This window comes from Dyadobacter subterraneus (assembly GCF_015221875.1).
In the GTDB taxonomy this organism is placed as follows: domain Bacteria; phylum Bacteroidota; class Bacteroidia; order Cytophagales; family Spirosomataceae; genus Dyadobacter; species Dyadobacter subterraneus.
In genome coordinates this window covers 5,923,257-5,947,426 of sequence record NZ_JACYGY010000001.1, presented here as the reverse complement: position 1 = coordinate 5,947,426, position 24,170 = coordinate 5,923,257, and the positions used below count along the sequence as shown (strand labels likewise).

15 protein-coding genes are annotated in these 24,170 nt (G+C 38.8%); 6 read left to right on the top strand and 9 right to left on the bottom strand.

The window, feature by feature from the left end:
• Positions 1 to 45: 45 nt before the first annotated feature.
• From IEE83_RS24745 to IEE83_RS24735, 3 genes are all read left to right on the top strand, one after another.
• A complete protein-coding gene (locus IEE83_RS24745) occupies positions 46 to 3,159 on the top strand; it encodes an efflux RND transporter permease subunit (RefSeq protein ID WP_194123154.1) in 3,114 nt (1,037 codons plus the stop codon).
• A gap of 88 nt (positions 3,160 to 3,247) precedes the next feature.
• Entirely contained in the window at positions 3,248 to 3,463 is a 216-nt protein-coding gene (locus tag IEE83_RS24740; RefSeq protein ID WP_194123153.1) for a DUF8507 family protein, read from the top strand.
• Between the two features lie 68 nt (positions 3,464 to 3,531).
• Positions 3,532 to 3,888, top strand: coding sequence for a PIN domain-containing protein (locus IEE83_RS24735; protein WP_228101958.1), 357 nt, complete (start codon positions 3,532 to 3,534; stop codon positions 3,886 to 3,888).
• On the opposite strand, the gene IEE83_RS24730 is transcribed toward IEE83_RS24735, so the two are convergent.
• The 4 genes from IEE83_RS24730 to IEE83_RS24715 all read right to left on the bottom strand — a co-directional run bounded on the left by IEE83_RS24730 (position 3,889) and on the right by IEE83_RS24715 (position 8,450).
• A complete protein-coding gene (locus tag IEE83_RS24730; protein ID WP_194123152.1) occupies positions 3,889 to 4,992 on the bottom strand; it encodes a fatty acid desaturase family protein in 1,104 nt (367 codons plus the stop codon).
• A 226-nt stretch (positions 4,993 to 5,218) separates the two neighbouring features.
• A complete protein-coding gene (gene metK, locus IEE83_RS24725) occupies positions 5,219 to 6,499 on the bottom strand; it encodes a methionine adenosyltransferase (RefSeq protein WP_194123151.1) in 1,281 nt (426 codons plus the stop codon).
• A gap of 235 nt (positions 6,500 to 6,734) precedes the next feature.
• Positions 6,735 to 7,613: a lipoyl synthase gene (lipA, locus tag IEE83_RS24720; protein ID WP_194123150.1), complete on the bottom strand. Its 879-nt coding sequence runs from the start codon at positions 7,611 to 7,613 to the stop codon at positions 6,735 to 6,737.
• 72 nt (positions 7,614 to 7,685) lie between these two features.
• Entirely contained in the window at positions 7,686 to 8,450 is a 765-nt protein-coding gene (locus IEE83_RS24715) for a hypothetical protein (RefSeq protein WP_194123149.1), read from the bottom strand.
• Between the two features lie 311 nt (positions 8,451 to 8,761).
• Here IEE83_RS24715 and IEE83_RS24710 point away from each other — a divergent pair, with 311 nt between their 5' ends.
• Positions 8,762 to 10,021, top strand: a complete 1,260-nt coding sequence (locus IEE83_RS24710) for a 3-deoxy-D-manno-octulosonic acid transferase (protein ID WP_194123148.1) — start codon at positions 8,762 to 8,764, stop codon at positions 10,019 to 10,021.
• A gap of 42 nt (positions 10,022 to 10,063) precedes the next feature.
• Here the strand turns inward: IEE83_RS24710 and IEE83_RS24705 are convergent, their stop codons facing one another.
• Positions 10,064 to 11,287, bottom strand: a complete 1,224-nt coding sequence (locus IEE83_RS24705; protein ID WP_194123147.1) for an ROK family transcriptional regulator — start codon at positions 11,285 to 11,287, stop codon at positions 10,064 to 10,066.
• Between the two features lie 290 nt (positions 11,288 to 11,577).
• Here IEE83_RS24705 and rsgA point away from each other — a divergent pair, with 290 nt between their 5' ends.
• Positions 11,578 to 12,513, top strand: a complete 936-nt coding sequence (rsgA, locus tag IEE83_RS24700; protein ID WP_194123146.1) for a ribosome small subunit-dependent GTPase A — start codon at positions 11,578 to 11,580, stop codon at positions 12,511 to 12,513.
• A 21-nt stretch (positions 12,514 to 12,534) separates the two neighbouring features.
• Positions 12,535 to 12,948: a methylmalonyl-CoA epimerase gene (gene mce, locus IEE83_RS24695; RefSeq protein WP_194123145.1), complete on the top strand. Its 414-nt coding sequence runs from the start codon at positions 12,535 to 12,537 to the stop codon at positions 12,946 to 12,948.
• Positions 12,949 to 12,987: 39 nt separating this feature from the next.
• On the opposite strand, the gene tamL is transcribed toward mce, so the two are convergent.
• The 4 genes from tamL to IEE83_RS24675 form a co-directional block, all read right to left on the bottom strand.
• Complete coding sequence (gene tamL / locus IEE83_RS24690; RefSeq protein ID WP_194123144.1) at positions 12,988 to 15,435, bottom strand: translocation and assembly module lipoprotein TamL; 2,448 nt, start codon at positions 15,433 to 15,435, stop codon at positions 12,988 to 12,990.
• Positions 15,425 to 20,356 (bottom strand): translocation/assembly module TamB domain-containing protein, encoded by a 4,932-nt coding sequence (locus tag IEE83_RS24685; protein WP_194123143.1) that lies wholly within the window; start codon positions 20,354 to 20,356, stop codon positions 15,425 to 15,427. The genes tamL and IEE83_RS24685 overlap by 11 nt, the downstream gene beginning before the upstream one ends.
• Before the next feature lie 134 nt (positions 20,357 to 20,490).
• Positions 20,491 to 21,207, bottom strand: a complete 717-nt coding sequence (locus tag IEE83_RS24680) for a hypothetical protein (protein ID WP_194123142.1) — start codon at positions 21,205 to 21,207, stop codon at positions 20,491 to 20,493.
• Between the two features lie 335 nt (positions 21,208 to 21,542).
• Entirely contained in the window at positions 21,543 to 23,972 is a 2,430-nt protein-coding gene (locus IEE83_RS24675) for a TonB-dependent receptor (protein ID WP_194123141.1), read from the bottom strand.
• Between the last annotated feature and the right edge of the window lie 198 nt (positions 23,973 to 24,170).

Here is a 24,170-nt window from a genome sequence, read left to right as displayed (position 1 = left end):
TGAAGACTTACTGCGGTGTAAGCTGCTCCTAATATTTTATTTTCTATGAGTATTTCAACGCTCTCCATCAAGCGGCCGGTTTTAGCCATTGTGATGAACCTTCTCATCATTTTATTCGGTTTTCTTGGGTATAAATTTCTGGGAATGAGGGAATTCCCTTCTATTGATCCACCGGTGGTTTCGATCCGGACAAGTTATACCGGGGCTAATGCGGATATCATAGAGTCCCAGATTACCGAACCGCTGGAAAAACAGCTGAACAGTATTGAAGGAATAAAGTCAATTAATTCAACAAGCAGCCAGGGAACAAGCCAGATCACCGTCGAGTTTGACATTGGTGTGGATATGGAACGTGCCGCGAATGACGTTCGGGATAAAGTAGGATCCGCATCAAGAACTTTGCCTCTGGATATTGATGGTCCGCCGGTTGTTGCCAAAGCAGATGCAAACTCTGAACCGATTATCGTACTAACTTTCAAAAGCAATACCCGCTCGCATCTGGAAGTAAGTGATTATGCTGAAAACGTAATTGCCCAAAGGCTGCAAACAATTGAAGGAGTTAGCGAAATCCGCATATTTGGTCAGAAAAAATATGCCATGCGCATCTGGATGGATCCTGTGAAAATGGCATCTTTAGGTGTTACAACGCAGGATGTGAAATCTGCTTTGGATAAAGAAAACATAGAATTGCCAAGTGGTAAACTGGCCGGTGATAATACGGAATTAACTGTAAAAACAGTTGGCCGTTTTAAAACGGAGGACGATTTTAACGAGATGATCGTTAAAAATACAACTACACAAACGATCCACCTGAAAGATATTGGTTATGCACAACTTGGTCCGGAAAATGAAGAAACCATTTTGCGACTTGATAATGTCCCAATGATCGGTCTGGCAATTTCTCCAATGCCGGGAGCTAACTATATCAACATTTCCGAAGAGGTAAATAAGCGCCTTAAAGAAATTAAAAAGGAACTGCCTAAGGATTACGAACTGGGCACACTGATTGATAATACCATATTTGTAGAAAGATCAATTGAAGAGGTTGGAGAAACTTTGCTGATCGCGATTGTACTTGTTGTAATCATTATATATCTGTTTTTCCGCGACTGGCTTATAGCATTCCGGCCGTTGATTGATATTCCTGTATCCCTGATCGGTACGTTTTTCGTAATGTATATTATGGGATTTTCGATCAATGTACTGACACTTCTGGCAATTGTTTTAGCAACAGGTTTGGTGGTGGATGACGGGATTGTCGTCACGGAGAATATTTTTAAGAAGATTGAAGAGGGGATGAGCCCTATTGAAGCGGCGATCAAAGGTTCTAACGAAATTATTTTTGCGGTTCTTTCTACATCGATTACGCTGGCTGCGGTATTCCTTCCGGTCATTTTCATGCAAGGATTTGTTGGAAAGCTTTTCCGGGAATTCGGGATTGTAATTTCTGCTGCGGTACTTATTTCAGCTTTTGTGTCGCTGACATTGACACCGATGCTTAATGCTTACCTAGTTCGCAAAACACATAAAAAGAGCTGGTTTTATGAGAAAACGGAGCCTTTCTTTGAGAGCCTGACCAATAATTATGGACAAGCCTTAAATTCATTTTTGAAAGTGAGATGGGTTGCCATTCCACTGATTGGCTTGACTTTGGGTATGATCTGGTTTTTTGGAAAAGACCTGAAATCGGAATTAGCACCATTGGACGACCGGAACTGGTTTCGTTTGCAGGTTACCGCCCCGGAAGGTTCTTCTTATGAATTTACCGATAATTACGTGCAAACAATTGGCCAGATGTTAATGGATTCAATGCCTGGCAGAAAAGGTTTGATGCTGATCACTTCACCAGGAAATTCGGGGCTGGGCGCTGCCAATACAGGTAGTGGAAGGATTGCACTTACAGACAGAATGGAACGTAAGGAAACGCAGCAGGAAATCGCCGATTATATAACCAAACAGTTGAAGCGCTTTCCCGATGCGAAATCCTTTGTGGTTCAGCAGCAAACCATTGCAGTGGATTCAAAAGGCGGACTCCCGGTTCAGTATGTGATTCAGGCACCGGATTTTGAGAAACTGCGTGAATATCTTCCAAAATTCATGGAGGAAGCTTCCAATGATCCGACTTTTGCCATTACGGACGTAAACCTCAAATTTAGTAAGCCGGAATTACAAATTGTTATCGATAGAGAAAAAGCGAAGTCTCTTGGAATATCTGTTCAGGATGTGGCGCAGACCATGCAATTCGCTTTTGCTGGCCAGCGTTTTGGTTATTTTACGATGAATGGTCGTCAATATCAGGTTATTGGTCAGTATGACAGAGCTAACCGTGACGAACCGCTGGATCTGAAAAGTATGTTTGTGAGAAGCAGTAACGGAAGTTTGATTCAGCTTGATAATATTGTTAAAACGGTTGAGGAAAGCAGCCCACCACAACTTTTTCACTTTAACCGTTATATGAGTGCAACTGTCCAGGCTTCTTTGGCTCCGGGTAAAACCATTGGAGATGGAATTGCTGCAATGGACAGAATTCGTGATAAACTAAAAGATGAAGCGATTCAGACTTCCCTGAGCGGTTCTTCGCGGGATTATGCGGAAAGCTCTTCGAACACGATGTTCTCGTTTTTTCTCGCTCTGGTGCTGATTTACTTTATTTTGGCAGCACAATTTGAAAGCTTTGTCGATCCGTTTATTATTATGATTACAGTACCGCTGGCGATCGGTGGGGCAGTATTTTCACTATGGTATTTCAATCAAACGCTTAACATTTTCAGCCAGATCGGTATGATTATGTTGATCGGTTTGGTGACAAAAAATGGTATTCTGATTGTGGAGTTTGCCAATCAATTACGAGAAACTGGTCTTGGTATCAAAGAAGCAGCTTTGGAAGCAGCCACACTTCGTTTCAGGCCCATTTTAATGACAAGTTTGGCAACTATTCTCGGTGCGTTACCCATTGCTATGGCGCTTGGTTCCGCAGGTCGTAGTCGTATGTCTATGGGAATTGTGATTATGGGTGGATTGCTTTTCTCGTTGGTTTTAACGCTTTACGTTATTCCGGCAATGTATACTTTCCTTTCAAGAGAAAAGAATTTTGATAAAATGAAGATGATCGAAAAGATTGCAAGGGAAAGTGAAATTGATGAGCAGGCGCATGTATAGGAGAATCCGACGTATTCAAATTTTGATTATGCTTGAATTCACTTCCGATATTTGTTAACTTTGGAATGAACATTTAAGGAAAGCAGATATGTCATCAGCTCTTAAAACTCCTTTAACTAACCTTCAACAAGAGCTATTGCAGCTTTACGCGAGGGAAATAAGCGACGAGGATTTAATTAATATTAAGGAATTAATCGGTAGGTATTTTGCGCAAAGGCTGACTAAACTAGCTGATGATGCATGGGATACCAATGGTTGGACTCAACAAGAAATGGAAGACATTCTTAATGATCCAAACCAATAAAATTTATGAATATAGTGTTAGATACTAACGTTCTGTTAGTGTAGATATCTAGTAGATCAAACTATCATTTGATTTACTCAGCCCTTCTTCAAAAGATTTACAATTTGTTTGTTACTAATGAAATTCTCTCTGAATATGAGGAACAGATTGGCTTAAGACTTGGTTTGAACCGGACGGATCTTCAACTTATAGAATTGCTTAATCTTTCAAATGTCCATAAAATTGAACCATATTATCATTGGCAACTCATTGAGGCAGACAAGGACGATAATAAGTTTGCCGACTGTGCAGTAAGCTGCAATGCGGATTTCCTGGTTACAAATGATCGCCATTATGATATTTTGTCTACAATCGAATTTCCTGAAATTAAAGTTTTAAAAGCAGCAGAATTTTTAGAAATTCTCAAAGGCTCAATGAATAAGTAACTAAACCAATTCCAATCCGGAAGTCCTGGTCCCCATATGCCTCAACATCCTGATGTGCGATCCAAGTGCGTTAAGAAAATCAGATTTGGCATTGTAATCCAAACCAAATTCTCGTGCAGTTTGTCTCACAATTGGAGAAAGCGCATGGTAATGAATGTGTGAAATGGAAGGGAATAAATGATGTTCAATCTGATAATCCAGCCCGCCGATGTACCAGGAAAGAAATCTGTTTTTGCCGGCAAAATTCGAAGTAGTCTGTAATTGATGAACCGCCCAGGCATTTTCAATACTTCCTGCATTATCAGGGATCGGCTGGTCAGTTCCTTCAACAACGTGAGCCATTTGGAATACGGTACTCAAAATAAGTCCTGCTGTACAATGCATGGCCATAAAACCAATTGCCCATTCGCCAAAAGTAATAGAAGTAAAAGCAAGCGGAAGCACACAAATGAAAAGCACATAAGCCAGTTTGCTTACAATCAAACGTATTAATTCTTTTCTTGGATACGGTTTTGTCATTCCGGATTTTGACATTTCATTAAAAAGAGAAATCTCTTTGAAATCTTTCCACAGAAACGAAATTGTCATTAAACTGTAAAGAAAAAAGGCATAGATATGCTGGAAGCGGTGTATGTATTTTTGTTTTTCTTGATAGGATAAACGTAATAAAAATTTACCGGTGATATCTTCGTCAACCTCGTGAATATTGGTATAGGTATGATGAAGCCTGTTATGCTGAACTTCCCAGTTGTATGCATTTCCACCCAGAAGGTAAATAGAGCCGCCAAAGATCTTATTTAATAAATTGGAATTTGCTAAAGACCCGTGAATCGCATCATGCATTACGGACATACCTACGCCAGCAATTCCCACGCCCATAATGATGGATAAACCCAACATCGTCAGATCGGTGAAAAAACCGGAAAGGATTAAAATATATGGGATAACATACAGGCTCAACATAAAAAGAGCCTTGTAAATAATTTTATTACCTCCTGTTTTTGACAGCTCGTTTTCAGAAAAATAAAGATCAACTCTTTGTCTTAATGTAGGGAAGAAAGTGGATTTTTCTTTGTTAACAAATTTGATTTTCTGATGCTGCATAAAGGATTTGTTGGTCAAGCCATAAAGAAGAATAATTTTTATCCGGCTCTACAACAACGAATGGAAGGTCTGATTATTAGTCAAAAATACGTAATTATTCTACATTCACGAGAATTGTTCTAAATAAATGCGTTAATTAATAGTAAATTAATACTGGGGCGAAGTTATAAAACCAAAAAAGGCCAGCAGAATTGCCGGCCTTTTTCTGTATAAAATGTTGTTTTGATTAAAGAGCAAAAGCTTCTTTAATTTTATCTACAAAGTCAAGTTTTTCCCATGTAAATAGTTCAACCTCAACCTCTTTTTCTTCTCCGCTAGCACTTCTGAAAGTCTTTGTAACGATTTCGTTTTTACGACCCATATGACCATACGCAGCAGTTTCTGAATAAATCGGGTTACGAAGTTTCAAACGTTGCTCGATTGCATAAGGACGCAAATCAAAGATCTTTTCAATTTTTGAAGCGATTTCACCGTCATGTCCTGCAACTTTCGAAGTTCCGTAAGTATTAATATACAACCCGCATGGCTGAGCTACACCAATTGCATAAGAAACCTGAACAAGTACTTCGTCACAAAGTCCGGCAGCTACCATGTTTTTTGCAATATGGCGTGTTGCGTACGCCGCAGAACGGTCAACTTTGGAAGGATCTTTTCCGGAAAAAGCACCACCACCGTGAGCACCTTTTCCACCGTAAGTATCCACAATAATTTTACGGCCAGTAAGACCAGTATCACCATGCGGACCACCAATTACAAATTTTCCGGTCGGGTTGATATGGAAAGTGATGTGATCAGTGAATAATTTTTGTAACGACTCAGTCAATTTTGCTTTAACACGAGGAATTACAATTTTGATGATATCTTCTTTGATTTTGGCAAGCATTGTCGCTTCTTCATCAAAATCATCGTGTTGTGTAGAAACAACAATAGTATCAATACGCAATGGAACGTTTTCGTCACTGTATTCAATCGTCACCTGAGATTTTGCATCAGGACGAAGATATGGAATCAATTCAGGTTCGTTATTGCGGATGTATGACATTTCCTGAAGGATCTTATGAGCAAGATCCAAAGCAAGCGGCATATAATTGTCAGTTTCACGTGTTGCGTAGCCGAACATCATTCCCTGATCACCTGCTCCTTGTGCATTTGCTTTTTCTTCAAAAGATTCTGTTGCAACGGCACGGTCAATTCCCTGGTTGATATCAGCACTCTGATCATGAATCGCTGATAAAATCCCGCATGAATTAGCTTCAAACATGTACTCACTTTTCGTATATCCGATTCTGCGGATTACTTCACGCGTGATTTTTTGTACATCAAGGTAAGTATTCGTTTTTACTTCTCCTGCCAACACTACTTGTCCTGTTGTAACCAAAGTTTCACAGGCAACTTTACTGTTCGTATCCCAGGCTAAAAAATTATCAATCAGGGCATCTGAAATCTGGTCAGCTACTTTATCGGGATGTCCTTCAGATACGGACTCCGAGGTAAATAGATATGGCATAGTATGTACTAGGTTTTATGTACTTCTTTAATTTATATTGATAATAACGTACTTCGATTGAGAAACAAAATTGAATTTTTTTAAGACATTAACCAAATATTAAGCATGGAAAAATCGATAAGTTGCCCAGATTCTACAAATATTAAGAATATAGTTTTGAATCGTTAATAAATAATGAAGCCTGATTTTGCTTTGGCGAAATCAGGCTTCATTATTTTATATGTCAAACTGGAAATCAAATCGGTACATTAACATGACGTTCAGCATGATAGCTTGAACGTACCAATGGCCCTGATTCAACATATTTCAATCCACGTTTTAATCCTTCTTCTCTATAATTGTCAAACATCGCAGGTGTAATCCATTCGATTACTTCATGATGCATTTTAGTAGGCTGTAAATATTGGCCCAAAGTCAGAATGTCAAGTCCGTGTTCAACAAGATCGTCCATCGCTTTGTAAACTTCATCCTGTGTTTCACCCAAACCAAGCATAATACCCGATTTTGTGCGCTGACCGAAATCCTTTGTTCTTTTAATTTGTTCAAGACTGCGTTGGTATTTCGCCTGTGGTCTTACCGAACGGTATAAACGCTCAACCGTTTCCATATTATGGGAAACAACTTCCTGGCCTGCTTCAATCATATGGATCAAAGCATCCCAGTTATTTTTAACATCAGGAATCAAAGTTTCAATAGTCGTTTCAGGCGTATTTTCTTTTACCTGACGTACAGTTTGATACCAAATTTCAGCACCACGATCTTTCAATTCGTCACGATTTACGGAAGTAATAACGGCGTGTTTAACGCCCATCAACTTAATTGCTTCTGCCACACGGCGTGGTTCATCTGCATCATATTCATTCGGACGGCCTGTCGCAACAGCGCAAAAACTGCAACTACGCGTACAAACATTTCCTAAAATCATAAAAGTAGCCGTACCCGCTCCCCAGCATTCACCCATATTCGGGCAGCTTCCACTCTCACAAATTGTATGTAATTTATAATTGTCAACCAACTGGCGAACCTTGCGAAATTCAGGTCCTGCCGGAAGTTTTACTCTTAGCCAATCCGGACGTTTTTTGCGTTCGGAAGGTATCACTGGTAGTTCAATCATGATTTCTAATCAAAGTCAACAATCATCAGCACGTGTCAATAGCTGATGTGAATATTATATAAATTTAACGACTTATTTCTTGCTGCCAAAATAGAGCGTAATGTAACCGGAGGTATAGATGCTTTTATTTTCAGCATAACCCATAATTTCAATTTTCCGGGTAAATCCTTCTGCTAAAAATCCAATTTCAACACCTGTTACATTTTCTCTGAATGCACTAAGTTCAAAACTTAACGCAGCTTTTACGTGCACACCGGGTACAACTTTACTTTGTCCAAAACCAGAAAAGAAACTGCCTACGCCAACAAAATTTTCATACGGATCTACCGTAGAATTTGGGTCAATCTTAACGGGTACAGTTTGTACCCTTCCTCCTGAAATTTGTTTCTGAATCATATATGGTTTCTCAAAACCAATAGAAGGCCCAAAAGCACCAATAGCGCTGATCGAAATTCCTTCATCGTCATGCCTGTTGAAAAGTGCAAGCTCACGGCCATATTCGGGACGTAATACAAACAGGTAATTTTCTTTCCCAAAAGTAAAACGGGCACCTGTATTGAAACTCTGCGCCTGCTCTTTCGGATGTTTCACATTCACAAGTTCCACAGCCAGATAACGGTACTGGTTTTTTCCAAACAGTGTTGAAGACATCAGGTTCGACTTCCGGAAAACGGCTCCTCCCAAAATTCCCGAATTAGTATTGGTTGTCAAACCAAAGGAAGTAAAGGATTTATAAACTTCCTCAGAATCTTCGGACTTGGTCTTGCGCTGGGCGTATATATCCGTGGATAAAATAACCAGAATACAGATCGAAAGTAAAATTTTTACACGAATCATATTTACGCGAATATATCTCTTGATGATAGTATTTTAATGTGCGAATAGGAAGTGAAATTACTAAATATAAGTATATCCACCTGTATCCGGATTTCACATTAACGGTTTTTTGTACATTTATGTTCTTTAAACGAAAAAAGAATAAAAATCGGCTGTTTAGGCAACGATTTATTTAAGGAATTTTCGTTTCAGAATTGTAGGTTAAGATAGTACATTTTTATGGTATATCGTGACTTTGATATCAAACAAAATACTAAATTTTCATTTCAGTTATCCCGATTATTTTGTCCGAATTTCTTTATCAACAGGCAATGAATGCCTTTTCCGGAGCTATGAAAGTAGCGGCTTTGTTTAGTCCTAAAATCAAACTTGGTATTGAAGGCCGTGAAAAATTAATTGAAAAGCTGGAAGCGGTTTTACCAGGATTAATTAACGGACGACCGGTTGCATGGTTTCATGCTGCCTCATTGGGAGAATTTGAACAGGGAAGACCGGTCATGGAAGAATTTCGAAAAGAATTTCCCGGTTATTTTATTCTTCTGACTTTCTTCTCCCCGTCAGGTTATGAAATCAGGAAAGGTTATGCAGGTGCTGACTATGTATGTTATATGCCAATTGATACAGCCGAAAATGCTGATCAATTTGTTAAATTAGTAAAGCCGGAAATCACGTTTTTTATTAAATACGAATTCTGGTTCAATCATCTTGCGGCGTTAAAACAGAGCAATTCCTATATACTTTCATTCTCCACCATATTTCGTCCCGATCAGATTTTTTTTAAATCATACGGAGGTTTTTACAGAAAAATGCTGGGTTATTTTGATCATTTGTTTGTTCAAAATCAGGAATCTATGAAGTTAATGCAGCAAATCGGGATTTCTGACAGTTCGCTTGCTGGCGATACCCGTTTTGATCGAGTGAAAAGTATTGCTTCGGGCGTTCGGCAATTGCCTGAAATAGAGGTATTTTTGCAGAATTCTCCTTGTCTGGTTGCAGGTTCAGTGTGGGAGGCGGATATGGTTGCATTAATTCCTGCTTTGAATCAGATTGAGGGAAAACTAAAAGCGATCATAGCGCCGCATGAAATTGAGAAAAATCAGATGGAGAGCTGGCGGAAATCTTTGAACGGAAAGTCTATGCTATATTCTGAGTATAAGAAATTATTCGACGATTCTGCTGAAATTCAACCGTTTGATTATCTGATTATTGACAATATCGGAATGCTTTCATCCTTATATCGATATAGTGACATTGCATACATCGGTGGTTCTTTTGGATCAGGATTACATAATATTCTGGAAGCGGCAACTTTTGGTGTCCCTGTTCTTTTTGGAAATAAAAAATACGGGAAATTTCAGGAAGCTCTGGATCTAATTGATGAAGGAAGTGCCAAAGCGGTGGCAGATACAAACGAAATTAAACTTTACCTTACCGAATGGCTAAACGAACCTTCAAAGCGTAAAGATCTTGGAAAAATCAGTAAACAATATGTTGAATCACGGACGGGAGCAACAGCACTCGTCATGCAAAAGGTAAGAGCGCTTTTAGATAAGAATATAAAAAAGAGTTAAGAATTGGTTTAATTCGTTTCTTAACTCCTTTCATTATCATGATCAGGAAAATTCTTTTACAATTAAATGCTCAAATAAGTGAGCTTGTGTACCAAGAAGTCTGGCTTTTGGGCCTAATTTGGAGATATGCAGCGATAGTGTATTTTTAAAGTCAGATAAACAATATTTATTAATAGCCTGCTCAATCGGATTGGATATAAAAGGACCAGCTTCTGCCAGCAATCCACCGACAATAATGACTTCCGGATTAAATAAATGAACGGCTGTGGCTAAACCTTTTCCTAATTCCGTTCCCACTGTACTTAACAGGTCAATTGAAAATTCATCTCCGGCATGGACAGCTTCGATAATATGACTCGTATCCAGAATATCCAGATTTCCATTTACAATTTGTGATAAAATCGTAGCCCGGCCATTCTTAATTCCATCTTTTGCCTGACGTATAAGAGCGAGCGCAGATGTGATGGTATCAAGACATCCAATCTTTCCGCAGTGACAAAGCAGTCCGTCAGGTTTAACCTGAATGTGACCCAGTTCTCCTGCAAAGCCGGAAGCACCATTAAAAACTTCACCATTCAACAAAATACCAAGACCAACACCCCAGTCAATGTTAATGGTTAAAACCTGTGATTTATTTACAGCATAACCAAAACGGTGCTCACCAATCGTCGTTGCTTTTGTATCGTTAAAAAGGCAAATTGGTAAGTTGAAATGCTTTTTTAAATAAGATACCAACGGAACACCAGGAGGAGTCAAATTTAAATAAGTAAGGTTCACACCTTGAGTGGAATTGATCAAACCAGGCATGGAAACGCCAATTCCCCATAATTTGGAATAAGGAATGTCGTGGAATTTTAAAAAAGTATCGGTTTCCTTAAAAAGTTCTTCCAGAAATGTGGACGAATCATCCAGTTTTATATCCACCTTGCGCTTCACTATGATCTGGTTATGAAGATCGAAAATAACAAGGTGCGTATCATGGCGGTTGATGTCCATGATAAGATTCAGGTATTTTTTGCTGTTTAAGCCATATAAAACAGGAGGTCTGCCTGCTCTTGCCGGACCCGTCCCGGTTTCTGTAATCCAGCCTTCACGTATCAGTTCATTAACGATACCGGTTGCGGATGGTATACTGGCGTGAAACAAACGGGCCATTTTATTAATGGAAGTGTCTCCGGATTGGTATAATTCCAGTAAAAGATTACTTCTGAGGCGGTTTTTTCTAATATCAATAACGGAGCTTGGCTCTTCAACAGCGGAATTCATAGCATAATTTGAATTGTGGTAGTAAGGTTCAAAGACGATTACCAGCCAATAATGGTAAGTCGCGGGACTAATATATAAAAAAATATATGAAAACACCGAATTTTATTAAAAAAACTTAATATATCATTCGGCATATATTTTAATACTATACCATTATTGTAGAGGAAAGGCAAAAGAAGGGAGAAAACTACTTGACTAAATGTAATGCTTTTACAATTATTTAATTTTTGCGTCAAACAAGCCTGAAAGTTCTGTTATATTCGTTATTGCATTCATATTAAATAGTTGGAATGGAGTTTGAAAAAGGATTGGTGATTCGCTCGACAGGGTCCTGGTATGAAGTCAGGGATGATCGGGATGGACACATTTGGCAGTGCCGGTTGAAAGGGAAATTTAAAACGATGGGATTGAAAGTGACAAATCCCATTGCAGTAGGTGATTTTGTGCGTTTTGAAATTGAAGATGAAAATGAGAACTCGGGTATTATATATGAAATTCTTCCCCGTGTTAATTATGTAGTGCGTGCATCGGTACATAAAACAGCACATGCACATTTGATTGCGGCAAATGTTGATCAGGCAATTCTGATTGCTACGCTGGTTTTTCCAAGAACTTCATTGGGATTTATAGATAGATTTTTGGTCGCGATTGAGTCTTTTCGTATTCCGGGTGTTATTATTTTTAATAAACAGGATTTATTGAATGACGAGATTAAGGAGTTTCAGACCCAGTTGATGGATTTATATACCAGTCTGGGTTACACTTGCATTGCCACGACCGCCGTTACGGGCGAAGGTTTGGAAGATTTCAGTCAATTGTTGAAAGGAAAAGTTTCGCTTTTGTCCGGGCATTCCGGGGTGGGAAAATCCACATTGGTTAATACGATCGCACCGACGCTGGATATAAAAACACAGGAAGTTTCAACCTTCGCCAACAAAGGAGTTCACACCACGACTTTCGCAGAAATGTTTGAACTGGCTCCCAAGACATTTATTATCGATTCACCCGGAATTAAGGAACTCGGACTGGCAGATATGAAGCCGGAGGAAATCAGCCATTATTTTCCTGAAATGCGGGAACGGTTAAATGAATGCCGCTTCAATAATTGTCAGCATATCAATGAGCCAGGTTGTGCAATTAAAGATGCGGTAAGTGCCGGTGAAATTGCTTTTAGCCGCTACGAAAGTTATTTGAGTATGGTTGGGGGAGGAGACAACCGCCGGTAAACTAATTATTTTCTGAATAGCATGAAGAACGTTGAACATATCGGAATTGCTGTGAGGGACATGGAAGCTGCTGAAAAGCTGTTTGGCTCTTTATTCAATACTCAGCCTTATAAAAGGGAAACGGTAGAATCTGAATCTGTTGAAACTTCCTTTTTTAAAATTAATCAGACAAAAATAGAATTGCTTGAAGCCACAAATCCGGATAGTGCGATTGCAAAATTCCTCGAAAAAAAAGGCGAGGGATTTCACCATATCGCTTTTGAAGTAGAAGATATTTTATCAGAAATGGAACGGCTGAAAAAAGAGGGTTTTGTTTTATTAAATGAAACACCAAAAAACGGAGCCGATAACAAGCTGGTTTGCTTTCTGCATCCAAAAGGAACAAACGGAGTTTTGATAGAGCTTTGTCAGGAAATCAAAAAGCCGGATCTTTAAGAATCCGGCTTTTTGATTTATATAATAATAGTATAGAATTTAGAACGGAAGCCCGACGGCTATATTCAGTACCAGATTCTCCTTCCGCCAGGCACGACTTCCAAAATTGATCTCGTTAAACACCCATGGATTTTTATATTTAACCGGCGCACTTGGATCCAAAGGCGCGTTTGGATCAGTATCAACTGGTGTAACTGTATACCATGGTTTTCTAAATGGCGTTGCCAGATCCAAGCGGAAAATAAGGAAAGAAAAATCAAGCCGTAAACCAATACCACCACCAACTGCCACCTGATTCAGGAAGTTCTTTTTAAATACAGATTCCGAACCATAACCTTCCGAAGCATCTCCCCGATAGGACCAGATATTACCCGCGTCAACAAAAACAGCTCCGCCAATGATATCTGTAAATTTCATTCTAACTTCTGAGTTAGCTTCTAATCTTATGTCTCCAAAAGATTGATACCCAAAAAGCCTGACTGAAGTTGTATCCTGATTGTAGGCTCCTGGCCCAAGTGCTCTTGCTCTGAATGCACGAAGACCTGTACTTCCACCTGCAAAATACTGCTTGAACTGAGGTAACTGCATAGTCCTGGAATTACCAAAAGGAATTCCTACGCCAGCGAGAAACCTGTTGGCCCATTTTATTTTTGAATTTATCGTCCGGTAATAGCGAATATCACCATCTAATTTGACAAATTGTAAAATTGGTATACCAAAAATTTCTTTTGGTATAATACTATCATTTGAGTTTTTCTTACCCAGCAAACTAAGTAAGTTTCCACCATAGTCTATACCACCAATCATTACAAACTGGTTTTTACTAAAAGGCTTTGGAGTAGGCCTGTAAGAAACAGAATAGTTCGAACCCATAATGAAGTACTTTGTTTCAAACAGGTCTACATACCGTTTCTTTTCTAATGGCGTGATCAACTGGCTAAAAAGGATATCAAGATATTTCTCTGTATTAATATTCCTTGGTTCAACAAAATTCAACGCAATGGGTGTTAGCGTGTGTTCCAGACGTGAGTTTTTACTCCATACAAAAGAGTAATCAAAGCGAATTGATCTTGTCGTATAAAAATCCCGCTGGATTCTGTTTTCATAAGTCAACGCCATAATCGTCTTTGGCAATACCTGACTTCTTTCAGGGCGTATTTTTACAAATGGAATCACAAATCTTGGGAAAGATAAACTAGCCACTGCTCCATAACGTATGTATTCATTTCCAACCCGTCCCGGATTTTCAACACGGTTCCCACCAAGCTGAACGTCAAAGCCGAAATATGGACTTAATGTGAAAATTTCCCCTCCGCGAAGGAAGTTCCTGTTTTTTAGATTGACGGTTAACTGAGAGCCTCCCAGGTTATTTGATTTTGTACTGGCACTTAATACTGTTTGGAGCGATTTTTTCTTCAAAGGTGCAAGATTATAGTACACATTCAGCATAGCTGAATCTGATCTTGGTACTAACTCAAAACTGTTTTTAACAAACTTGAAATTCTGAAAATTAACCAGTCTTTGTACGGAAAGATCCTGTTGCGTATTCGTATATAAATTCCCTTTACGAAAAGCAATGGCGTCGTAGAAAATCCGTCTTTTATAAAGTTTTCCAGGATCGGTAATATTAATTCCCCGTCTTAAAGGTCCTTTATTGGTAGCACTATCTGCACTTTTATCAACATTGGTACCTGTATTGACATAAATCTGATTGATGTAGTACTGTTTTAAAGCTGTCTGAGCAGTCTCCTTTTTTACTTCCAGATACAGATTTACCTGTTGTGGACCCATAGTCGAATCCTGCCGCCCAATGGTGGAATCTACCCGAACAATAAGATAATCCGGATTAAAATAATAATATCCTTTTCCTTTTAAGAGTTGTTCAATACGAGACCGTTCGGATGTTATAACATCCAGTCGTATCGGATCACCTTTTCTAAGATAAGAATCCTTTTTAGCTCTTACGAGATCTTTATTGAACTGAGCACTGTCAGAAACAACGAAGTTAACCTCATTTATAAAGTAACGAGGCATTACATAAGCTTCGTAATGTGCAGTGGCCGTCCTTTTTTTGACCTTATATTCAAGCTTACCAGCCGCAGAAGATTTGTAATATCCTTCATTGTCCATAAAACCAACCATATTTTTGGCATTGATATCGACAATTCTCTGATTGGCATACACAGGAGGCTGTCCGAGTTTTTTCCTAAACCAGCTTCTTAAACCTCCTTCATCCTTAGGCTCACCGATCCAGTAATAAAACCACACTTTCCATGGAAAACCGAAGATCGTTTTATTTGGTGGCGGCTTAACAATCGCTTCCAAACTTGTAGCCAGATCCGCCACTTTGGGCTTACTGAGCGTGTCTGGAGTTACGTGTACACTATTCCCGACATACAGGCTTTGGCCAGCCGGGACGTACTTTTTCACTGAACAGCTGCCCAGTAAAATACAAATCACAAAGATGGCTAAAGTACTAATTCTCATTTTTTTGCTTTTGAAAAATTTCACGGAACAAATCGTAGTCGGCCGTTACAATAAAACTCACACCTGTTTCAATAATAAATCCTTCCAGAATAGACTGATACTGGTTTTTTCTATAACCACGGAACAGATATCTTCCGTCCTTACTAAGCGAATAATCCAGTGCGATGTTATCAAATACTTCGGATGAACTCGGTGTCTGCGATTTACTTTCCAATTCAAAGTTTTTACCCACCGAAATTTTTAATCTGTTACCTAAAAAGGCTTTGCTAAGACCTACATTTAAATCGGTTCTTGCTCCCGCAACCTGATCAGTTGAAGAATTCAGATTCAAATCCAGATTTACTCCTTTTACCAAGTCGCCGGCCAGATTATTAAGCTGATCACTTAAAAGCTGACTTACACTCTGACGTGCAATTTGCTCGGCGCTGGATCCAATGTTAAAGCCAGATGAAGTCTGATCGGTAATAAATTTATTTGTGATCAAAAGAGCAAATGCTTGCTTGTTCATTTCTGAGGGATTATTCTGCATATCGGCCCAGAATGTTTGATTCGTGATATCTGTTTTCACATTCTCTGAAACCTCTGCTCCCGGTTCAACATTAAAAGTAATATTAGGGGAAGAGAGATTTCCGGTGATGATAATCTGAACCTCAATCGGAATTTTACGGTCACCTTTGTAATTGTTATCAATTGATCCCGGATCAACCATAACAGGGTAAACCGCCGTGATATTCAAATCCGCTTTCATTGGATCTCCCGTCCAGATCAGGCTGCTTCCTTTTCTGATTTCAAAATTTCTTTTCAGGATTTGAAGCGTTAAATCATAAGAGCCCTGGGTTAAATCATATGCTCCGATTAAATAAAGCTGGCCGTTCGGTGCTATACCTGTATTAAGTTTAGCATTCCCTTTCAACTTAATATTATCACCATTCAGCTCATCAATAACCACAGTAAACTGTGATTTGTCATCTACGTCAATATCCAGCGAAATTTGTGAAGCAAAATCAACAATAATCTGTTTGGCAGCTTCAATGGAATCTGTTTTTGACAATTGTGCCAGTTGACTCATGTCAACAAATTCAATTACACCTTTACTTGCATCGCCCGTCTCCGTAGCATTGTTTGACATAACAACGGTAACATTGCTTTCAGGATCCAGTTTTACATTTCCGTCTACAATAGAATTGCTTCCTTTTCCTTTTACAGTCAGGTTTGCATCAACCACCGCTTTTCCATAGAAAAGATCATTTTCTTTTTGTGTAGAGCTGAGAACTGTAAAGTTTTTTGTATCGATTTTAAGATCGTAAGCGACGTTAGGAAGGGTGGCGATATTGACGTTACCATTAACCTTTAACTCTTGTTTAAGAGAATCGGCAACAGTAAAATTGTTGAAATTAATGTTTTGACCTGCGAAATTGATTTTTTGATTGGTCAATGAATATCTCGCTCCAAGTTGGGTTACATTGAAAGCAACATCATCAAAATTGATAGCACCATTTATTTGCGGACTATCTGTTGAACCTGTAATTTTTGCGTTTCCGGAGAGATTACCCGTTGCTCGTTTTAACTGTCCAAAGCTGAAAGCTTCAACGGTTTCTGCACCGAATTTTTTTAAGTCCAAAGTGAAGTCCAAAGGTTTCTCTTCTTTCAAACGGTACGCACCATAAAGACGCATATCATTTTTATCGCTCGTCAATGACATACCAACGCGTATTCTGTCTTCCGTTTCATTGGTTGAACGGATGGCCAGATTACCTACTGGTATTTTCATCAATGCAAGGTTATTAATCGAAAGCTGGCCCGTATAAACAGGAGAAACCATGTAATTGCTCAATTTGATCTTCCCGCTTAAAGTACCGGAAGCCATTGTGGAATCCCGCGTTGCAAGTGCAACAAATTGTCCAATTGAAATACTGTCGGCTGTAATGTCTAACGGACTGTTAGGAGCATCGGTAGAAGAATTAATGGTTAGTGACTGGTAATCATTACGAATCACAAAGTTTTTTACCAAAACACTATCGGGCGCATACTGTACATATCCTTCGCTATCTGTCGCCCATTTCTTGTAATCAATCAATAAACCTTCGCGCAAACGAAGCTGATAGCGGTTGTCTACTAATGCAAGATCTCCATTAATTCCATGACGATCTGTGTTGACCGAATCTTTTACCATGAAATTAAATTTCACGTCGTTCTTTGCAATGTCAGTTTTAAGTGAAGCATTCTGCATTCTGAAACCACCTGTCTGAACACTGCCAACGTAGGCATTCATAACAGCTTTTTCATTCACACTGCTCATATTCACCAGCACTTTTTCTGTGTGAATACTGTCGTATTCCACAAGAGGAATGCTAAGATTAGCGATGATTGTCGAATCCTGCTGATTGTTTAGTTTAGCGTGAAAAACAACAGGTTTTAATTCTGTTAACTGCGGAGCAAATATTTTGAAAAGCGGATGATCCGTAACGGCAGCATCCAAAGTGAAATCCGTCGGTTTGGTTACTGGCTTATAAGTCAGGCCTGGAACTGCAAAATGCTTGCTGGTTTCAGTAAGAATTGCATCAGCAATTTCCGTATAAACAAATTTGCCTTCCAGTTTGGCATTTAAAAACGGCGATTTAATTGTTGCTCTTTTATTGCCAGCAGTATCCGCCAGCTGTACCGTCATATCAGAAATACTAACTGGTCTTCTGTGATGCGTTAACAGAAGATTATTAACAGCAATCGTTCCAAGCGGATTTTCCGGATTGGTAGATGGCATATCAATTTTGATATTTCCTTTAACCTGCAACGAATCATTGTAAAGATGTAAAGCAGTCAAATCCATATGATCAATTTGCGCTTCACCTTTAACACTTGGAAATTCTTTGGACAGATCCGCTTGTCCGGATAAGGCGATTCCAATATTCTGGTCTTTCATGTTAGCTGCCACGTTGGCTAAACCATGATCGACATCACCTTTAAGCGTCAGATTATTATAAACGTAACCTTGTATATCAGCACTTTGAATCGTTCCGTTCAAACGCGCTTTCATTCTTGAAGGCGTATAGCCAATTCCTGCCAGTTGCGTCGAAAGCGTTAATTTTCCTAATTGTTCAGGTGGTTGTTTCAGCATTTTACCCATATCGAAATCGGTAAAACTTAGCATTCCATCATATTTTGCTTTAATGCTGTCAGTAATATTTTGAAGATTTCCGGTAAATGTACCGTTGCCAAAAGAAGTATTGATATTGGTAGTAAGTGTAAGGTTCGCCATTGAACCGTTCACTTTTCCGGTAATTTTAATTGTTTCCGGAAGCTCGATACTTGAAGGAACTGCGCTGTCCGGAAGCATTTTCATTAAATCAGCTTTTGTGGATGACAATTCATTAATCGTCATATCTGCCGATAATTTATTGGCATCAGGCAAACCGCGAATTCGTCCATCCAGACTTAAAACGGTTCCGTCAAGCATACTGAAACGTGCTTTGGAAATCAGCATATCGTCTACCGATCCTGTAACAAGACCGCCACCTTTAACAACACCGTTTGGTTCTTTATCAAAAGGAGGAGTTTTCGCAAGGTCAGGTGCTAATAATAAAATGTCAGAAAATGCAAGATGCGTATCAATCAGATTCAGACGAATTTTGACGTTGTCTAAATTTTTTGTCAGGTCATCAATATTGTTATAACGTAAAGTCAGTTCATCCCGGAGAAGTGTTTTAGGTGTTTGGAAATAAAGTTTACGGAGGTAAGTTTGTTTGGCACCATAGCCAAAGTCCGTTCGCAGTGACAATACTTTAAAACCACTTTTATCTTCAAAAGAACTCTTCGTTAATTTCCCGGTAATGTTATCAGTTGAAAAAAGAAAATCCTTTAAATCAACATTCAGTTTTTTAACATCCAAATGTGCATAGTCCAGGCCTTTCACGATTGGTTTTGAATTGAAATCATCATATCGCAAATCTGTATTAACTACCTTAATATCTTTCACAACCGCAAACCAGCCTGGTGTGGTCGTGGTATCGGATTTGGTATCTGGCGGACTGGTTTTGGAAGTTGCTTTTTTGGCAAACTCCGCATAAGCCGTCATGTTTTCAATAAGTACACTTTCAACATTTACGCGCTGACTGCCCATGTAAATGCTGTTGATCTTTCCTTTTAAAGCGCCAACGGTAATACCATTGTTTAAGCCGGAAGTTTCATCAGTGAAAACCCAGTTAAATTTTGATATGTCAATATCCCCAAGTTTCAGATCAAGAGAATCCGCAGGATTTGAAGGCGTAACAAGTGTATCAATCACAAGCGCTTTATACATACGAAGCTTTGCCCCACTATTATAAAGTGCGATTTTAGTCGGATGATATTGAGAAAGTGTAGGGTTAAATTTGTCAAAAGAAACATAGGCTGAATCGATATTGGCATCAGCATCTGTCCCGATAACAGCATCTTTATAGGAAAGCCTTACTTTTTTGAGAAGTATTTTATCCAAACGCATTTCCATAGGTTTAGACGTTGTATCCACAGGAGCAGCAGGGTCTGAGCTTGCAAACGCATCAACGATAAACTGGAAATTGAAGACGGTATCTGGTAAAGTCCGGTGAATGTTGGCAACTGCACCGTCAAGCTCAATTTTGTTAATACCAACATTTCCTTTGATCAGCGAATACATGTCCATATCCACACGAAGCATTTTTCCGGAAACCAAAGTATCACCTTTTTGGTCAGCAAAATAAACGCCTTCCAGTACAATCCAGTCAGGAATATCGAATCGTATTTTTTCTACGTTAAGTTTGGTTTTTAGTTTTTTACGCAAATAATCATTTGCCTGAGTTGTCAGAAAGTTTTGACCAGCAGGAGTTTGAATACCCCATATCAGTACACCAATCAGAATTAAAACTGTCAGTATTATAATCGCCAATACTTTTAGTGCTTTCTTCATTCTGTAAAATTATTCCATCCGTTTCGCAAGTAAGGATGGGTGAAGTTTTTTGTGATTGGATTATAAACTGGTGAATAGAATGTTTCTGTTAATCCAGGCACATATACTATTCACCAGGTTAATTTTGACTATAACTAGCGCTTGAACAACTCAGGGCTAACCGCATCATTTATGGTAATAGAAGAAGTTATAGTCAATGGTTTTTTATCAATGCTATTTATCTCAACCAGTTTTGCCGGATACAGTAAACCTGATGCAGCTTTAGTATAGTTTGAAAAGTCAGTAACCGTTTCAACTCCTGCAAGGCTTTCTTTCTGACGAGTAAGTAAACCTGTCTTTGAATCAAAATACAGATTGTATTTTACGCCTTTTCCTTGCAATTCAACCTGATTGGTAGCAACTCCATTTATTGTCTCAGTACCAACAGTGGTAGCAATAAATCCACGATTTTGATAATCAATAAAGGGGACAAGATTTTCGTACATTTCGTACTTTAAAGCGTCTTTTTCAGCCTGACTCAAATCTTTTACATCCACTTTATTTCCAAGTGGAACCTTGACCCATGCGTCAGTACCTTTCATTGTATACACAAAGGCACGGTTCATGATGGTCTTGGATTTATATACTGAGTTGTCGGCAAGTGAAACGGCTACGCTAGAAGTATAAGGTGTTGAAGTCGCAGAAGTATAATTGCGCTTCAGGCTATATGTTTTTATGTTTTGCCAAAGAGATTTTCCGCCGGTTGCTTTATAATAATTATCAAAAATAGTGTCGGCTGGAATTCTGGTTTGGGCAAATACAGAGACAGAAGCTAAAAATATAGCAAGTGAAATTCCGATGGATTTTTTCATGTGAACGGGTTGTGTTAAGTTATAAATATGTTACGGCTCGTATCAGGATAAGTAACCGAAAATCCATAAAAATTGGTGACGGATTACCCTTGTTCTATCTGATAAAAGTAAAAATACCATATTTATTATACCGAGTGGCAAAAACTGTTCCAGTGCGCGCAAGGCTAAGAATTTTGAACGGGTCAGGAATATATGTTTTAATATAAATTCAATTTTAACATAAGAATTTATGCCCAAGCCGAACAGGGTATATTTAAATTTGGAATGACAAAAAAATAAGGGGAAAAGAGTTTGACCCTCTTTTCCCCTTAAATTGGTAACTTGCAGATTTACAGTTATGATTCGTCTCCGCTCATGGATATTTTTCCAAACCGGTATTGAAATGTCAGGTTAACCAGACGGTTTGTTTGTTGCCACAATGAATTTTGAAGATAAGTGTCCGTAGCCAGCTGACTTTTGTAAGCGCGTGAGAGAAAAATGTCCTGAATGTTAAAAGAAAGTGTTGCTTTTTTTTCCAACAGGTCTTTTCTAAGTCCCATGTTCGCCACAAAAACACCCTGACGTGTACCTTGTGCAATTGCTCTTGGACCTTCATAATTCACGTAGGCAGAAGCTTTGAAATCAAGTGGTAAAGTCACAAATGCATTCAGGTTTCCGGAGTAGCTCCATGTGCGATTATCAATATTGGCCAATGCTGAAACGACTTCACTTCTAAAAAATCTTCCGCTGCCATTAATTTTTAAAATGTCTCCGAATTTCTGTGAAAAGTCGGTTTCAAATCCGTAGTTAAGTTCTTTACCAATATTGTCGTATTGTGTAAGTGAAATTCCTTCGGCATTAATTGTTCTTAAACGCGTAATGGCATTATTGGAATAATCCATAAACAGAGAAGGTCCCCACCCACCATTTTCCTCATAATTTGAATAAGCCATTTCTGCTTTGTGCGTGAATTCCGGACGGAGATTTGGATTTCCTGTTTGAAGATTTTTCGGATCCGAAACGTCCGTGTAAGGATTCAGCCAGTCAGCTTCCGGGCGTTGAACACGGCGACTGTAATTTAGTTTGATAAGCGAATTGTCATCCAGTTTTCTGCTGATTGCCAATGAAGGAGACAAGGTTAAAAAGTTAACCGAAAAATCCCTGTTGGCGCTTATCTGATCAATTTCCTGTTCGGATTCAGTCAATCTCAAACCTGCGCGAAAGCCCCAGAGATCTGTTTTCTGAGAGAAATTCATGTAGCCGGTATAAATAGAATTTTTATAGCCAAACACATTACTGATCGTATTGTCAAATTCAAAATTACCCGACTCAGCATTCAGTAAATAAAATGCATTTGTATTATCATTTGTATTAAAACGGGTGCGGAAACCGATGTCAAATGTGGCTTTATCGGTCAAGGGCAAAGTGAAATCAGTATTCAGAAAAAGCGCTTTACTTTTTCCAGTCCGGAAATTCTGCTGGTGTTTGGACAAGCTATCTACATCGTCTTCCTGGTCATACATGGAGTTATTTGTAGATTTTCCTTCGGAATAATTAGCAGTAAAAGTCAGTAACTCATCTTTTCTGTTAAACTTTCTACGATAGTCGAAGCTTGTACTCACATTATTTCCATTGCCCTTACCTTGGTTAATTCTGTCAAAGTGATCCAACAACTGACCGGTTATAAGTGCCGAATTATTTACCAAATCACTTTTTGTGTTACTTTGATCACGGGAATAATTAACGCTTAGCTCAATACCATTTTTGTCATTAAAATCATAATTGGCACCGAAGCGGCCAAATAGATTTTTGTTCTTGTTGTTTCCGGTGCCTCGTTGTTCCAGCCTTGACGGATCGTCTCCAAGAAAGTTGTCCCGGTTCAATCTCCGTTTCCAAAACATATTGCGGGTCTGCCCGTTTAGGGATGCGTTCAGTCCTAATTTCCCGGCACGAAAGTTAACATTTCCGGATGCGTTATTATTGTTTTTTAATCCAAGACTTGTGCGTACACCACCATTAAGTCCGCGTATTTTATTCTTTTTGGTAATAATATCAATAACACCCGAAGCGCCATCGCCTTCATATTTTGCAGAAGGCGTGGTGGAAACATCGATACGTTCAATCAATTCAGCCGGAAAAGATTGTAAAACGGTTGGAAGATCACTGCCATAAAGCGTTGACGGTTTTCCATCAATCAAAACGATCACATTTCCTTTTCCACGAACCTGTGGATTGCCATTTTCATCCAGTGAAACGGAAGGAAGTTTTGTCAAAAGATCACTTGCATTATTACTGCTTGCAAGCATATCCTTTCCGATCGTGATCATTTTTTTATCAATATCCTCAACGATCATCGCTTTCTCACCTTTGATCACAACTTCATTCAGTTTTTGGGATGATACAATAATAGTGAGCGTCCCAATATCTGTGATATTTGATTCCGTAGCAACGCTGATGTTTGGAACAAAAAGCGTTTCGTAACCCATGTTTGTGATCCTGAGAATATATTTTCCGGGCTTGACGTCAGGTATTGTAAAAACACCTTTCTCGTCTGTGATGGCTCCGCTTGTAACGCTTGAATCTTTTGCCAGTAAAATAGCAACGGTTGCAAAACTGACTGCTTCGTTTTTGGGTGCTTCAACTACTTTTCCAATCAGCTTTCCACCATCAGGTCCTGCTTTGAAAAACCGTTTTGAAGCGAATGTCGGGGAAGAAATGTTTGTAATAACCAGCGTGATAACCAGAAAAGCCGGAAGCCGTTGAGTCAGGGATAGATTTTTAAACATTATTATTTTTTAAAGTTATTAGGGGTAGGAATTGTTTTACTATTAAATTTTTAAAAGACATTAACTGCCTGAAATATACTTGGTAAAGCTAATTCCAGACTAAAATTATCAACGGTAATATTTTGCTTTTAATTGCACAAAATTATAAAAAAAGTAAGATCACTAGTATTTTAATTGGTAGTTGAATTAACTTGCATA